Genomic DNA, 13,522 nt, shown 5'->3' on the forward strand with positions numbered 1-13,522 from the left:
ATCACCGGCCTACGCGGGCATAGGTGCCCTTGAAGGTGACGCCGGCCATCACATTGCCTGCCCGGCATTCGAAATTGACTGGATCCCGGGTGGATTGCTTCTTGTTGAAGCTGTGCAGGTCCACCACGGCGTTGGCGCCCTTTTGCTTGGCCTTGGCCTCGAAGGCGATCAGGGCAGACAGCGCTGCCCAGTTGCAGGCCGTGGCATCGTCCTTGCCCACGCCGTTGGTTTTCTTGTTGGACACGTCATCGCCCAGCTTTTCGGAGATGGCGGGCGTGCTGGCACCGGACAGGTGAAAGCTCACGCTGCCGTCGAGCTTGCCCTGCTCCAGGCCGAGCTTCACCACGTCGGCCAGCGGCAGCATCACTGCTTCGTTGCGGGCATGTACCGCCGTTGCGGCCACCAGCGCCATGGCTGCCAAGATCATCTTTCTCATGGAAACTCCCTCTCTGTAAAAAAGCCTGGAACAGGGACAGCGATGGATTACGGGGTACTGATTTTCTTCATCAGATTCCGGACCCAGCGGTTGTAGTTGGGATGGATCTCCCGCTTGCCATCGCCTTCCGAGTAATTCAGATTCACGCTGTGCAGATAGCTGATCCGGTAGGTATCTGTGTTGTAGTGCACCGCGATGTTGACCTGGTGCTTGCCTTGCTTGTCGTAGTGCAGCTCCAGGCGGCCCGGCTCGTCGCCGACCACCATCCAGCCCAGCGACTTTGCCGCCACCACGATGCGATCGTGCAACTGCTGCGTCGTGGTCTCGGGCGAGGCGGTCCACATGACCGCCGGGGGTTCATAGATGTCCGTGCTTCGCGCCACCGCGCTGCCTGCGGCCAGGGCAAGGACCAGGACAATGGCGGCGGTTCTCGTCTGTTTCATTTCACTGGCTCCTGTTGCTTCCAACGTCGAAAAATCAATGAGGTGTTGATGCCGCCAAAGGCAAAGTTGTTGCTCATGACGATATCGGTGTGCAAGGCACGCGGCTCGCCCATGACGTAGTCCAGATCGGCGCAGCGCGGATCGGGTTGCTGCAGATTGGCATTGGCTGCAAACCAGCCTTCACGCATCATCTCGATGCTCATCCAGGCTTCCAGCGCGCCGCAGGCGCCCAGCGTGTGGCCCATGTAACCCTTGAGGCTGCTGATGGGCACCTGGCTGCCGAGCACTTCGCGGGTGGCCTGCGATTCGGCAATGTCCCCCTGGTCCGTGGCCGTGCCGTGGGCGTTGACGTAGCCGACCTCCGAGGGCTCGATCCCCGCGTCTTCGAGCGCCATGCGCATGGCCTGGGCCATGGTGGCGGCGTTGGGCTGCGTCACATGGGTGCCATCGGAGTTGCTGGCGAAGCCGATCAACTCGGCCCGGATGCATGCGCCCCGGGCCAGTGCATGCTCCAGCTCTTCGAGCACGAAGGTACAGGCTCCTTCACCCAGCACCAGGCCGTCGCGCCGGGCGTCGAATGGACGTGGCGTGCACTCGGGGCTGTCGTTCTTGACGCTGGTCGCAAACAGGGTGTCGAACACCGCCGCCTGCGTGGCATCCAGCTCCTCGGCCCCGCCGGCCAGCATGGCAAGCTGCTTGCCGCTCTGAATGGCCTCGAAGGCATAGCCCAGGCCCTGGCTGCCCGAGGTGCAGGCGCTGGACGTCGTGATGACGCGGCCCGTGGTTCCGAAGAACACGCCGATGTTCACTGCCGCCGTGTGCGACATCATCTTGATGTAGGTGTTGGCGTTGATGCCCTCGGTGCTCTTGTCGGCCATCATGCGGCCGAAGTCGCCGATGGCCGAGGGCGTCCCCGCAGAAGACCCATAGGACACGCCCATGTGCCCGCTTTTGACGAAGGCATCGCCCAGCAGGCCGGCATCGGCCAGTGCCAGCTCGCTGGCGCGCGTGGCCATCAGGGCAACGCGGCCCATGCTGCGCATGGTCTTGCGGTTGTAGTGCGCCGGCAGATCGAAGGATGGCACGGTGCTGCCCAGCCGGGTGCTCAGGCCCTCATAGGCAGCCCATTCCTCCATCACCCGGATGGCCGTTCGCCCGGTGCGCAGTCGCTCCCGCACCGCAGACCAGTCGTGGCCCAGGGGACTCAAGGCGCCCATGCCCGTGACGACCACACGCCGTTTGCTTGCTGCGCTCATCCCACCATCCCTCCATTGACGGAGATGACCTGGCGCGTGATGTACGAGGCCTCACCCCCCATGAGGAAGGCGACCGCACCTGCCACCTCGTCCACCGTGCCCATGCGGCGCATGGGAATCAGCGCCAAGGCATGTTCGAGCACTTCCTCGCTGACCATTTCCGTGTCGATCAGGCCGGGCGCCACGCAATTGACCGTGATCTCGCGCTTGGCCAGCTCCACGGCCAGGGACTTGGTCGCAGCGATCACCCCGGCCTTGGCCGCGCTGTAGTTGGCCTGCCCCCGGTTGCCCATCAGGGCGGAGACCGAGGCAAGCGTCACGATGCGTCCCGGCTTGCGGCGGCGCACCATGGGCATGACCACCGGGTGCAGCACGTTGTAGAACGCATCCAGGTTGGTATGCACCACGGCATCCCACTCCTCGCCCGTCATGGCAGGGAAGGCGTTGTCCCGGGCGATGCCGGCATTGCAGACCACGCCGTAGTAGGCGCCGTGCTGTTCCATGTCGGCCTCAAGCGCCTGAGCGCAGGCAGAGCGGTCTGCCACATCGAACTGCAGCACGCGGGCCTGGCGGCCCAGCGCGTCAATGTCGGCCACCGTCTGCAGGGCCTGCTCGCGGCCGCTGCGGCAATGGACCACGATGTCGAAACCATCGCGCGCCAGGCGCAGGGCGATGGCCCGGCCTATGCCCCGGCTCGACCCTGTCACCAGCACCGTGGCTGGCTGGGCGATTGCACTCATGCTTGTCCAACTCCTTCTTGCTCCAGCGCCTGTATGAATGCGCTGCCATTGTCTGGTTCGTAAACGGATATGCGGGCCTGGGCGAGCACGCTGTCCTCGCCCTGGGGCTGGATGCAGCAATCGAACATGCCCAGGCCATTGGTGCCCCCCAGTTCGCAGAGCACGCTCACGCGCAGCACGCTGCCCGGGGAAAAATGTGCGCAGGCCGCCTGGAACTTGCGCGTGCCCAGCAAAAAACCCAGCTTGACGGGTCGCCCGGCCTGCACCGCCTGCCAGCCAGCCCAGGCGGCCACGGTCTGGGCCATGTACTCCAGCCCCACCCAGGCAGGCATGCCGGCGTCCTGCAGAAACAGGCCATCACGCGGCACGGTGACCTGCGCATGGGCGCTGTCGGCGGATGCATCGAGCAGGCAGTCCAGCAGCAGCATCACGCCGCGATGGGGCACGTAGTTTTCAATCGGTAGAAATGCGTTCATCTCGATGGCTCCTCAGGCAGCGGCCAGCAGCAGGGCGCAGTTGCTGCCGCCAAAGGCAAAGGAATTGCTGAGCACGGCCCGGGGCGCACGCCCCAGCGCCATACCCGGGCGGACCACGGCCAGGGCGGGCAGTTCGGGCGCCTGCTCGCCATCCCACCAGTGCGCAGGAAGCCGGCCCTGCGGGTTGTCGTGCAGCAGGTGCCAGGCCATGGCCGCTTCCAGCGCCCCGGCCGCCGCCAGGGTGTGGCCGGTCAGCGGCTTGGTGGAGCTCACGGGCGTTGCTTCGCCGAACACGCTGTGTATGGCCAGGCTTTCCATGGCGTCGTTGTGCACCGTGGCCGTGCCGTGCAGGTTGATGTAGTCCACGTCACCGGGCCGCATGGCCGCACGCCGCAGCGCCTGCTCCATGGCCTGGATGGCGCCCTGGCCGGATGGGTCGGGGGCCGACATGTGGTGGGCATCCTGCGTCTCGCCCCAACCGGCCAGGCGCACGGGACCCGGTTCACGCGTCAGCAGGAAGAACGCCGCACCCTCGCCCAGGTTGATGCCGCTGCGCCGGGCAGACAGCGGGTTGCAGCGCTTGTCCGACACGGCCTGCAGCGCGCTGAAACCGGCCACGGTGAAGGCGCACAGCGCATCCACCCCGCCGGCCAGCACGGCATCGACCAGGCCGGCCTGCAGCCAGCGCGCGGCAGATGCCAACGCCTTGGCCCCGGAGGAGCAGGCGGTGGAGAGGGTGTGCGCCGGCCCCTGGATGCCCAGGTGCTGAGCCAGAAACTCCGACACATTACCCATTTCCTGCAAGGCGTAGTCAAAGTCCTGCGGGAACCGGCCCTGTGCCTGCCAATGGGCGGCGGCGGCTTCGCCCTCCTGCACGCCGGCCGTGCTGGTGCCCACCACCACGCCCACACGCGCCGGGCCCCAGCGCGACAGGGCCTGCTCCACCGAGCCGCGCACACCCTGGGCGGTGTGCCATGCCAGGGCGTTGTTGCGCGATCGCTGCGGCGGCGGTGCCCAGTCCAGCGTGGGAAGCACCACGTGGGGCGGCAGGCAGCCCATCGGCAGGCGCCGGCCCGGGCTGTAGCGGTCGCTGCACTGCAGGCTGTCGGGGGCCTGGGTGGCGAACAATGCGGCGCGCAGGCTGGCCGCATCGGCGCCCAGGGCGCTGGTGGCTGAAAGGGTCTGCACAAACACGGCCTGTGCCATCGAGGTGATCAAGGTCATGCGCCCTCCCCTGCATTGGCACAGGGACGCATGCCGCCGGGCGAGGCAACGCGCAGTTGCCAGGCGCCTGCGGCATACACGATCTCGAACCCATCGCTGCCGGCAGGCCGGATCTCGACGCGCGTCTGCCCTTGGTGAGACAGGCGTCTGGCCGATCCGCTGGGTGTTCCGACCTCTTGCAGCATCCAGGACGCGGGCAAGTCCCGCGCAATGGCGTCCACCGGCCACAGCGCCAGTTGCATGTCTCCGAGCACCTGCGCCGGCGCCAGTTGCACCGGCCACCAGCGTGACAGCTCGGCCTGCAGTTGCTGCCCATCCCAGACGATTACGCCCACGCGCTGCCCCAGGTGGACCAGCGCCAGGCGCACCGTCTGCGCATCGACCTCCAGCAGCGCGTCCAGTTCCTGCGCGGGTTGGCCAGGCGCCTGTACCACCAGATGCTGCTGCAGCGCCAGCTCGCAGCCCAGCGCAGCCGGCGGCAATGCCAGCCGCGGCGGCGTGGCATCGCCCTGCGGTGCACGCGCCGCAGGTTCGGTGGAGCAGCCTGCCAGCGTGCTGGCCGTGATGATGACAGCGCACGCCGCAAACAAAGCTGGCGCACGCCGGCGCGCAAAGGCCGGGAAAAGACGCAGCCGCCTCATGCCATCACCCCCTGCGCAGGCTGGCAAAGCTGGCTCAGCACGTTCAAGCGGCGCTCTGGCTCGGCCACATAGGGGTTGCGTCCATCCCAAGCGTAGCCGGCGAGTATGGACGAGATCATGCGGCGGATGTCCGGCGCATGCGACGGGTGGAAGATCACATCCTGGAAGCTGCCGTCGTACCAGCCCTGCACGAACGCACGAAAGGTATCGACACCTGCCTGCAGCGGCTGGGCATAGTCCTGTTGCCAGTCCACCGCCTCGCCCTGCCAGCTGCGGGCGATGCAGTCGGCGGCCAGACTGGCCGACTTCAGGGCAATGGTCACGCCGCTGGAGAACACCGGGTCCAGAAACTCGCCCGCATTGCCCAGCAAGGCATAGCCCGGGCCCCACAGCGCCGTCACATTGGCCGAGTAGCCCGTGAGCGAACGACCCGGCGTGTCCCACCGGGCATTTCGCAGCACCTGCGCGAGGCTGGGCGTCTCGGCAATGATGGCGCGCAGGCGCTCGACCTCGGAGCCCGCATAGCGCTCCAGAAATTCGGGCGTGGCGACAACGCCCTGCGAGCTGCGGCCATTGGAAAACGGAATGGTCCAGAACCACACATGCCGGTGCTCGGGATGCACGGAAATCAGGATCTTGTCGCGGTCCATGTCCTGTGCGGCGATGCGATCCTCGACATGCGTGAACAGGGCCGCGCGCACGGGAAAACCGGAGGGCCGCTCCAGCCCCAGCATGCGCGGCAAGATGCGCGCAAAGCCGCTGGCATCCAGCAGATGGCGGGCCTGCACCACATATTCCTCGCCTTGCGGCGTGCGGGCCGTGACCTGCGGCTGGGCGCCTGCCACGTCCACGCCGGTCACCGTATGGCGATAGCGGATCTCGGCGCCCGCCTTCTGGGCGGCATCGGCAAGCACCTTGTCGAAATGGGCGCGCTGCACCTGGTACGTCGTGCCCCATCCGCAGGAGAACTTGTCACGGAAGTCGAAGGCCGTGCGCAGATCGCCCCGGGCGAAGGCCGCGCCGTTCTTGTGCTGGAAGCCCGCCTCCACCACGTCCTGCAGCATGCCGGCCTGCTCGATGTAGGCCATGCTTTGCGGCAGCAGGCTCTCGCCAATGGAAAAGCGCGGGAACTCTTCCTTCTCCAGGATGAGCACCTGGCGCCCCTGTCGGCGCAGCAGGCCCGCCGCCACGGCGCCGGAGGGACCGGCGCCAATGATCAGGATTTCAGTCTGTTCGGTACGTTGCATGTACGGTGCCTTTTTCAGAGAGGGGTGCCGGCAGGCGCCTGCGGCGGCGCGCGAAACAGCGGCGCCAGCACCAGCACCAGCGGCAGGCCCAGCATCAGCGTGACGCCAAAGGCCCGCAAGGCCGGCGTCTGGGACAGGCCCAGCAGGCCGAACGACAGCCAGGTGCTGGCCGCGCCGATCACCACGGCCAGCCAGGCGTGGGGATCGTCCTCGTGCTCCTGCAGGAAGATGCCGTAGTCGATGCCCACGCCCAGCAACAGCATCAGTGCCAACACGTTGAAAAGCTGCCAGGGCTGGCCCCAGACGGACAGGACCACCGCCACCGCCAGGCTGGCCAGCACGGTGGGCAGCCAGGCTCGCCAGGCCTTGCGGCCAAAGCGCAGCCACAGAGCGGCCAGCACCAGGCCGTGGCCCAGCACCAGCAGTTGCGTCATCGACAGGCGGTAGCGCTGAAGCAGGCCGGAGATCTCGGCGGGCTTGTCCACCCAGACCACGCCCTCCAGCCCCTGCGCTGCCTGCGCCAGCCCTGGCAGTGCGGCCTGACCGGCCACGCCGCGCAGCATGAGCATGCTGCGCCAACGGCCATCGCGCTCGCCCAGCCACAGGGGGCCGGCCGCCGCGGAGATGGACTGCTCCAGCCAGGCCTGCACGGTCAGGGGCTGCACCGGTGCGGCGGCAGGCGCACTGAAAGACTCGCCCAATTGGGCATTGATCCCTTGCAGCGCCTGGTCCTCGACACGGCGCACCAGGGCCAGATCCTCGCTCTGGCGCCGGGCGGAAGGCACCCAGTCGGACACAGCCGTGTAACCGGCAAGCTGACCATGCTGCACCAGCACATCAAGCCGCTGCTTGAGCAGCTCCTCGCGCTGCAGCAGCTCCTGGTCGCTGGCCCCGTCGAGCAGGTAGAACTGGGCCGGGCTGGGCAGGCCCAGCATGTCACCCACCTGGCGCTGCTGGGCAACCAGGGCAGGCGCGCCGTTTTGCAGCTGGCGCACATCGTCCTGGATGTTCAGGCGCCCGCCCCACGCCAGCCAGGCCGCCATGGCGGCGCACAGCACCACCGAACCCGGCAGCGCTGCGCGCCAGCGCGGCCAGGCCATCAGGCTCAGGCCTATGCGCCGTGCAGCGGGGCTGGCGGGCATGTGGCCCCGGTCCAGCCAGGGGAACCAGCAGACTACGGTCAACATGGCGGCGGCCAGTCCCACCACGGAGAAAACGGCCATCTGCCGCAGTCCCGGGAAAGCCGCGACGCCCAATGCCAGGTAGGCAATCACACTGGTGCCCAGCGCCAGCCACAGTGCCGGCAGCAGGGAACGCATCAGCGCATGCGGCGTGCGCCGTGGGGCGCCCTGCCGGGCAGCAAAGTAGTGAATGCCATAGTCCTCGGCCACACCCACCAGGCTGGCGCCGAACACCAGGGTCAGCAAATGCACCTGGCCGAAAAGGGCCGCCGTCACGCTCAGCGCCACCGCCGTGCCGATCAGCAGGGACAGGCCCACCAGGGCCATCGGGCGCACGGCGCGAAATGCCAGCCACGCCAGCAGCAGGACAGCCGCAAGGGAGCCCCAGCCGATGGTGTTGATCTCTCCATGCGCCTGCGTGGCCGCTGCCTCGGCATGCAGCGGTACGCCGGCCATCAGCAGTTGCGCATCGGGCCACTGCCGGCGCACATCGGCCAGGGCCTGCTGCAGCGCGTCCTGCAGCACGGGTTCGCCCGACAGGCGAAACGCCGAGCCCGACAGCGCGTACTGCAGCAGCACCCACTGCTGCCCCTGCCCGGCAACCCACAGCTCGCCGTCGCGCGGACGCGCATGGCTTTGCGCAGCGCGCGCCGTCCACCAGGGAGTCCACAGGCCCAGGGGATCACGAATCCAGTCGGTCAACCGCGCCTGCAGACCGGGCTGGTACAGGTCCTGCAGGACCTGCTGCACCAGAACCTCGCCCGGCGTGTGCTGCAGCCGGTCGCGCTGCTGCGGCGTGAGCAGGGACTGGCGCCAGGGCTGGTAGAAATCCAGGGCGGCCTGCATGGAGACCTGCTGCGCCAGCGGCTGCTCGCGCAGCGGCGCGGCCGCCTGACGTGAAAGACTTTGCCGCAACTGCTGTGCGGCCTGTCGGCTGCCGGCCCAGTCGGGCGTACCCAGCAGCACGGTGACCTGGCGCGACAACTGGTCGGCCAGCTGCTGCGTGGCGCGCGTCACCTCGGGCGCCTGTCCATTGACCGGCAGCAGTGCCAGCACATCGGTGTCCATGCGCTGGCCATGCCAGAAATGCCATTGGTGCACGGCCACCACCAGCACGGCCAGCAGCCAGGCCAATGCGGCTGCACGCCACAGAAGGCCGGGACGGTCCTGGCTGCCGGTGTCGTGCGCGGGGGATGGGCAGGTGCTCATGGCGCGGGCTCAGTCAAACAGTGCGGCATCCTGCGCACGCAGCGCCTGCTCGGCAACGGGGTTCGCCATCTGGATCTGGCTGCGGTCGCCGCGCGCCTCCTGCAATTGCACGGACTGCACAAACTGCTGGCCGCTCAGGTCCACAGCCTGCAGCCACTGGGCCAGCACCGGGTCGCGCGGCACCAGGTGGAGCCTCCAGCGGGCACCCTGCACTTGGCCGCTGACCTCGAAGTAGTGGGTGAGCTGCGCCAGGTCAGCCGACACCACGGAAAACAGCATGGCGTTGATGGTGCGCAGCACGGGCTCGTCCTGCGCGCGCATCTGCACGGCCGTGCTGCCATCGGCGCCGCGCGACAACAGACTGTCGGGCCTGACGATCAGCGTCGAGGCAAAGGGCTGGCGCACCTGCCAGGCGATGCCCTTGCCACGTGCCACGACGAAGTCGCCCGAGGATTTGAGCGGCTGCCTGAAGCCCTGCACGGTCTTGAGCTGCGTGAACTGACCACGCACCACAGGCGCGCTCTGCACGCGCTCACGCACCTGGGCCAACAGAGCCTGCTGTGACACTTGGGAGGCCTGGGCGGTCTGGGAACCGTCGCCAACGCCGGAAACACCGGCAACAGGCGCGGCCTGCAAGGCAGCCGGAAGAGACAAGGTGCAGGCCATGCCCCATGCAGCCAGGCGCGTCCCTCGGGCAGTCATGGCTGCACCCCCAGCCGTTCCCACAGCACGGGAGGGCAGACAAAGCACATCTCGCGCGTGCGCATGTCCACGGCCACCTGGGTGGTGTGGGCCGTGTTCACTTTCTCGCCCGTGGCGGCATCGCTGATCAGGTAGTCGATGCGCAGGCGGTTTTCCCACTCGGTGATGGTGGCCTTGATCCGGAGCTTTTGTCCGAACAGCGCAGGGCGCACGTATTTGAGACGCATGTCCACTACGGGCCAGCCGTAGCCGGAGTCGCGCATGCGGGGATAGTCGTAGTCGAAGTGGGCCAGCAAGGCGCTGCGAGCCAGTTCGAGATAGCGCACGTAGTGGCCGTGGTAGACGATTTCCATCACGTCGATGTCGTAGAACGCCGGCGTGACTTCGATCTCGTAGCTCAGCCGCTCGCGCGAGGCGATTTCCTGGTCAGTGGCCATGAAGGCTCCGCGTGAAGGGCAAATTACCCATGGTTGAGAGGATGCGTGGGTGCAGGTGCAGGCATGCCCTGCTCCCAGAACGGGAAGAAGTTGAACCAGTCATAAGGCGCCTTGCACAGCAGGCGTTCAAGCTGCTGGGCGTAAAGCCGGGCATAGCCGGCCAGCGCCTGCGCGCGCCGCGCACGCGGCAGTTCAACCTGGGCGGCAAGCGGCACGAACTCGACGACATAGCCCCGCCCCTCATGCACGCAGCCCATGAAATACAGCGGGCACTTGAGCAGGCCAGACAGGATGTAGGGCCCGCAGGGGAAGGCGGCCTCATGGCCCAGAAACAGGGCCTGCGTGGTCTTGCTCTCATGCACCGGAACGCGGTCACCGGCAATGGCGATGAACTCCCCGCGTGCCACGCGGTCGGCCAGTGCCATGGCGGTGGCCATGTTGAAGTCCAAGACCTGCAGCAACTGCACCCCGCTGTCCGGCGCCATGCGGCGCAGCAGGCGGTTGAAGCGCTCGGCATGCCGGGTATGCACCAGGATGGTCAGTTGCAGGCCAGGGCATTGCCGGGCCAGGGTCTGGCACAGCTCGACGCAGCCCATGTGCGCGGTCACCAGCACGGCCCCCTGCCCGCGGGCCATCAGGTCCAGCAAGGGCTGTTGCCCCTCCAAACGCACGTGCTCGGTGCGGTAGCTGTTCGTTACGGCAAGCAGCTTGTCCAGGATCACCTGGGCAAAGACACCAAAGTGCCGCAGGCCGTGCACCCAGCCCGGCCCGCGCGGCCACAGGCCATGCGCCTGTTGCAGGCGCTGCAGGTACTGCAGGGAAGCGCGCCGCGCCACCGGGCGCGTGAGCCAGTAGTAGCCGACGACCGGATACAGGCACAGCAAAAAGGGCCAGCGGCCCAGCCAGCGGTGAAGCTGGTAGAGCAGCCACATGCCGCCCACGCAGGTGCTTTCACCGATCTGCGCCCAGTGGTGCGGGCTGCGTGTGGAAGGCCCGCTCATGACGCCCCCCGCGTTCGCAGTCGGCGCGCCAACAGTTGCGGGCTGCGCAGCAGCATGCCGCCGAACAGGCGCGCGTGCATGCCGGAGATCCGAAGGTTGTCGCTCCAGACCCTGAAGTGCGACAGCCCATCGGCGGGATAGGTCACGGGCGTGGGCAAGGTCACGAAGGCCACGCCGCGCCAGTGCAGGTGCACCAGCACTTCGGTGTCGAATTCCATGCGCCGGCCCATGCGGGAGCGGTCCAGCACCGCCACCGTGGTCTTCAGCGGATACACGCGGTAGCCGCACATGGAATCGCGAATGTCCAACGACAAGGTGTTGATCCACACCCACACATGGGTGAGGTACCGGCCATAAAGACGCGCCTTGGGCACGCTGGCGTCATAGGCGGGTGCCCCGCAGACCATGCTCCCCGGGTGGGCACGAGCCAGCGCCAGGAAGGCGGGAATGTCACTGACGGCGTGCTGGCCATCGGCATCGATCTGCAGCGCATGCGTGCAGCCCTGGGCCAGCGCGGCGCGCAGGCCGGCCATCACGGCGGCACCCTTGCCTTGGTTGCTTGCCAGGCGCAGCACCTGGACCTGCCCTGCGTGCTGCGCTGCCAGCGCATCCAGCACGGCGGCGCAGCGCGGCTCCGAGCCGTCGTCCACCAGCAGGCACGGCAGGCCGGCGTGCAGGCAGCCCCGGACCATCACGCCCACCGTGTCGGGGTGGTTGTAGACGGGGATCAGGGCCGTGGGACGAAAGTCCGGCGCCCTCATGGCCTGCGCTCCAGCAGGCGGCCACTGGCATGCACGCCCCGCGCGGAACTCAATTCGAACTGCAGGCAGCCTTTCTCGGGCTGCCACTCCAGCTGCATCTGTACCGTATCGCCGGGCAGGATGGGCTGCTGGAATTTGAGCAGTTGCGCGTCGGCAAATCCGTGCTCCAGACCGAAGGCCTGGGTCGCCAGGCTCACCACCCAATGCAGTTGCGCCACGCCGGGCACCAGGGATGCCTCGGGAAAATGCCCTTCCAGCACGCGCAGCCGGGGCTGCACCAGCAGTTGCGCCGTAGCGCGCTGCGCGCTGCGCTCCTGCCATGCCGGCAAGGGAATCACGGGATTGAACAAGGTCAGCAGGCTGTGATGCGTAGTCTTTCCCTGCGCATTCATGGGCATGCGCTCCACATAACGCCAGTGGCGTGGCAAGGCCACGCGGTCCACGCAGGGTTGCAGCAGCGAGCGCAGCGCCTGACCCATGCCGCGGCGGCCCTGCTGCTGCAACGCCTGCCAGCCCGCTTCGCACAGCTCCACCACCATGCCCACGCGCTGCGGCGCGCCGCCAGCGATGCCGCTGGCGCCGGGCGGCTGCTCCAGCACCACGGCCCTGGCCTGCCGGACTCCACCATGGGTTTCCAGAACACGCTCCATGGCGGTCAGAGACACCCTTTTTTCGGCAATCTTCACAATGCGGTCTGCACGCCCCTGCAGCACGAAGCCCAGGCCGTCGGTGCCGGGCAAGGCACGGTCGGCCGTCTCCCACCAAAGCTGCGCATCAGGCAGATGGCGCGAGCGCACGGCAAGAAGCCCGCTGTCCGACAGGCGCAGCTCCACGCCAGGCAGGGCCTGCCAGGATTCGCCGTGTTCTGCGCGGCGGCGCCAGGCGATACCGCCCGTTTCAGAGCTGCCGAAGACTTCGGTGGGCGAATGGCCCAGCAGTTGCAGCGTGTGCTGCGCGGCGCTCTCGGCCAGTGGGCCGCCGGAGGAAAACACGCCGCCCAGCCGCTCCATCGCCTGCGACCAGTCCAGGTGCGTCGGCAAGCGGCCGAGCAAGGCGGGGCTCGATACCAGCAGGCTGCGCGGCGCCTGCTGCAGTGGCTGCACCAGATCCTCGGGATAGTGCGCCAGATGCGTGCCCATGGCGCGGCCAGCCGCCAGCGGCCACAGAATGCGAAACAGCAGGCCGTAGATGTGATGGTGCGCCACGGTGGAGAGCACCTGCACGTGCGGCCCCTGCGCCATGCCGACACCGAACACGGCCTGCAGGGCCTGCACTTCGGCATCCAGCTGCGACAGCCGCTTTTCAATGCGCTCGGGCACCCCCGTGGAGCCGGAAGTGAACAGCACGACGCGCGCCTTGTGCATGTCCAGGGGCTGCAGTACCACGCCGTCCGCGCCAGCGGCATCAGGCACCAGGGCCTGGGGCAACTCGCCCGCGCAGGCCGCCACCTGGGGCAGCAGCGCCGACAGCGTGTGCGCATGCAGGTCACTGGCCAGCACCGGCGTCTTGCCCGCGTGCCAGGCGCCCCATAGCGCAGCGGCAAAGGTCAGCGGATTGCCGCAGTACAAGGCCACTTCCGTCCCCTGCACACGCTGGAAGGCCGCGCACCACGCCCGAACAGCATCGACCCATTGCGCATGCGTGACCGCCGCATCCTGCGGCCTTGCCACCACATGCCCTGCGTCCCTGGACTGCTGCAGTGCCACCTGCGCCAATGCCACCCATGCCAGTGCCAGACCTTGTTCGCTCTTTGTGGCCGTCATCCTTG

At 67.8% G+C, this 13,522-nt stretch carries 14 protein-coding genes; all 14 read right to left on the reverse strand.

Translation table 11 applies throughout. From position 1 onward, the window contains the following. Window position 1 precedes the first annotated feature (1 nt). From KDK82_RS12425 to KDK82_RS12490, 14 genes are read right to left on the reverse strand one after another with little or no spacing between them, the layout of a single operon-like run. A complete protein-coding gene (locus KDK82_RS12425) occupies window positions 2-436 on the reverse strand; it encodes a hypothetical protein (RefSeq protein WP_047327587.1) in 435 nt (144 codons plus the stop codon). Between the two features lie 47 nt (window positions 437-483). Then, window positions 484-879, reverse strand: a complete 396-nt coding sequence (locus tag KDK82_RS12430) for a hypothetical protein (protein WP_071955351.1) — start codon at window positions 877-879, stop codon at window positions 484-486. After that, window positions 876-2,135 (reverse strand): beta-ketoacyl-ACP synthase, encoded by a 1,260-nt coding sequence (locus tag KDK82_RS12435; RefSeq protein WP_088165049.1) that lies wholly within the window; start codon window positions 2,133-2,135, stop codon window positions 876-878. Before KDK82_RS12435 ends, KDK82_RS12430 begins: the two co-directional genes overlap by 4 nt. Then, window positions 2,132-2,875 (reverse strand): 3-ketoacyl-ACP reductase FabG2, encoded by a 744-nt coding sequence (locus tag KDK82_RS12440; protein ID WP_088165050.1) that lies wholly within the window; start codon window positions 2,873-2,875, stop codon window positions 2,132-2,134. The genes KDK82_RS12435 and KDK82_RS12440 overlap by 4 nt, the downstream gene beginning before the upstream one ends. Continuing rightward, window positions 2,872-3,351, reverse strand: a complete 480-nt coding sequence (locus tag KDK82_RS12445) for a hotdog family protein (RefSeq protein ID WP_088165051.1) — start codon at window positions 3,349-3,351, stop codon at window positions 2,872-2,874. Before KDK82_RS12445 ends, KDK82_RS12440 begins: the two co-directional genes overlap by 4 nt. A gap of 12 nt (window positions 3,352-3,363) precedes the next feature. Next, on the reverse strand, window positions 3,364-4,575 hold the full coding sequence (locus KDK82_RS12450; RefSeq protein ID WP_256974468.1) for a beta-ketoacyl-ACP synthase: 1,212 nt from the start codon (window positions 4,573-4,575) through the stop codon (window positions 3,364-3,366). Then, a complete protein-coding gene (locus KDK82_RS12455; protein ID WP_088165052.1) occupies window positions 4,572-5,216 on the reverse strand; it encodes a DUF3261 domain-containing protein in 645 nt (214 codons plus the stop codon). The genes KDK82_RS12450 and KDK82_RS12455 overlap by 4 nt, the downstream gene beginning before the upstream one ends. Then, on the reverse strand, window positions 5,213-6,463 hold the full coding sequence (locus KDK82_RS12460; RefSeq protein WP_088165053.1) for an NAD(P)/FAD-dependent oxidoreductase: 1,251 nt from the start codon (window positions 6,461-6,463) through the stop codon (window positions 5,213-5,215). Before KDK82_RS12460 ends, KDK82_RS12455 begins: the two co-directional genes overlap by 4 nt. A gap of 14 nt (window positions 6,464-6,477) precedes the next feature. Further along, the gene (locus KDK82_RS32770) at window positions 6,478-8,853 is read right to left on the reverse strand and encodes an MMPL family transporter (RefSeq protein ID WP_218827074.1); all 2,376 of its coding nucleotides are present in this window, start codon (window positions 8,851-8,853) and stop codon (window positions 6,478-6,480) included. A 9-nt stretch (window positions 8,854-8,862) separates the two neighbouring features. Next, window positions 8,863-9,555, reverse strand: coding sequence for an outer membrane lipoprotein carrier protein LolA (locus KDK82_RS12470; protein ID WP_256974469.1), 693 nt, complete (start codon window positions 9,553-9,555; stop codon window positions 8,863-8,865). Beyond that, entirely contained in the window at window positions 9,552-9,992 is a 441-nt protein-coding gene (locus tag KDK82_RS12475) for a thioesterase family protein (protein ID WP_017406826.1), read from the reverse strand. Before KDK82_RS12475 ends, KDK82_RS12470 begins: the two co-directional genes overlap by 4 nt. A 23-nt stretch (window positions 9,993-10,015) precedes the next feature. Beyond that, window positions 10,016-10,993 carry an acyltransferase gene (locus KDK82_RS12480; protein ID WP_088165055.1) on the reverse strand — a complete coding sequence of 326 codons (978 nt, stop codon included), beginning with the start codon at window positions 10,991-10,993 and terminating at the stop codon, window positions 10,016-10,018. Further along, window positions 10,990-11,754, reverse strand: a complete 765-nt coding sequence (locus KDK82_RS12485) for a glycosyltransferase family 2 protein (RefSeq protein ID WP_088165056.1) — start codon at window positions 11,752-11,754, stop codon at window positions 10,990-10,992. The genes KDK82_RS12480 and KDK82_RS12485 overlap by 4 nt, the downstream gene beginning before the upstream one ends. Then, window positions 11,751-13,517 carry an AMP-binding protein gene (locus KDK82_RS12490; RefSeq protein ID WP_088165057.1) on the reverse strand — a complete coding sequence of 589 codons (1,767 nt, stop codon included), beginning with the start codon at window positions 13,515-13,517 and terminating at the stop codon, window positions 11,751-11,753. The genes KDK82_RS12485 and KDK82_RS12490 overlap by 4 nt, the downstream gene beginning before the upstream one ends. Window positions 13,518-13,522: the final 5 nt, after the last annotated feature.

Source organism: Delftia sp. K82, from assembly GCF_002193035.1.
GTDB lineage: Bacteria > Pseudomonadota > Gammaproteobacteria > Burkholderiales > Burkholderiaceae_C > Comamonas > Comamonas acidovorans.

Excerpts from the sequence above, each read along its gene's own strand:
- KDK82_RS12425 (WP_047327587.1), bottom strand. The coding sequence starts at position 436 with ATGAGAAAGATGATCTTGGCAGCCATGGCGCTGGTGGCCGCAACGGCG.
- KDK82_RS12430 (WP_071955351.1), bottom strand. The coding sequence starts at position 879 with ATGAAACAGACGAGAACCGCCGCCATTGTCCTGGTCCTTGCCCTGGCC.
- KDK82_RS12435 (WP_088165049.1), bottom strand. The coding sequence starts at position 2,135 with ATGAGCGCAGCAAGCAAACGGCGTGTGGTCGTCACGGGCATGGGCGCC.
- KDK82_RS12440 (WP_088165050.1), bottom strand. The coding sequence starts at position 2,875 with ATGAGTGCAATCGCCCAGCCAGCCACGGTGCTGGTGACAGGGTCGAGC.
- KDK82_RS12445 (WP_088165051.1), bottom strand. The coding sequence starts at position 3,351 with ATGAACGCATTTCTACCGATTGAAAACTACGTGCCCCATCGCGGCGTG.
- KDK82_RS12450 (WP_256974468.1), bottom strand. The coding sequence starts at position 4,575 with ATGACCTTGATCACCTCGATGGCACAGGCCGTGTTTGTGCAGACCCTT.
- KDK82_RS12455 (WP_088165052.1), bottom strand. The coding sequence starts at position 5,216 with ATGAGGCGGCTGCGTCTTTTCCCGGCCTTTGCGCGCCGGCGTGCGCCA.
- KDK82_RS12460 (WP_088165053.1), bottom strand. The coding sequence starts at position 6,463 with ATGCAACGTACCGAACAGACTGAAATCCTGATCATTGGCGCCGGTCCC.
- KDK82_RS32770 (WP_218827074.1), bottom strand. The coding sequence starts at position 8,853 with ATGAGCACCTGCCCATCCCCCGCGCACGACACCGGCAGCCAGGACCGT.
- KDK82_RS12470 (WP_256974469.1), bottom strand. The coding sequence starts at position 9,555 with ATGACTGCCCGAGGGACGCGCCTGGCTGCATGGGGCATGGCCTGCACC.
- KDK82_RS12475 (WP_017406826.1), bottom strand. The coding sequence starts at position 9,992 with ATGGCCACTGACCAGGAAATCGCCTCGCGCGAGCGGCTGAGCTACGAG.
- KDK82_RS12480 (WP_088165055.1), bottom strand. The coding sequence starts at position 10,993 with ATGAGCGGGCCTTCCACACGCAGCCCGCACCACTGGGCGCAGATCGGT.
- KDK82_RS12485 (WP_088165056.1), bottom strand. The coding sequence starts at position 11,754 with ATGAGGGCGCCGGACTTTCGTCCCACGGCCCTGATCCCCGTCTACAAC.
- KDK82_RS12490 (WP_088165057.1), bottom strand. The coding sequence starts at position 13,517 with ATGACGGCCACAAAGAGCGAACAAGGTCTGGCACTGGCATGGGTGGCA.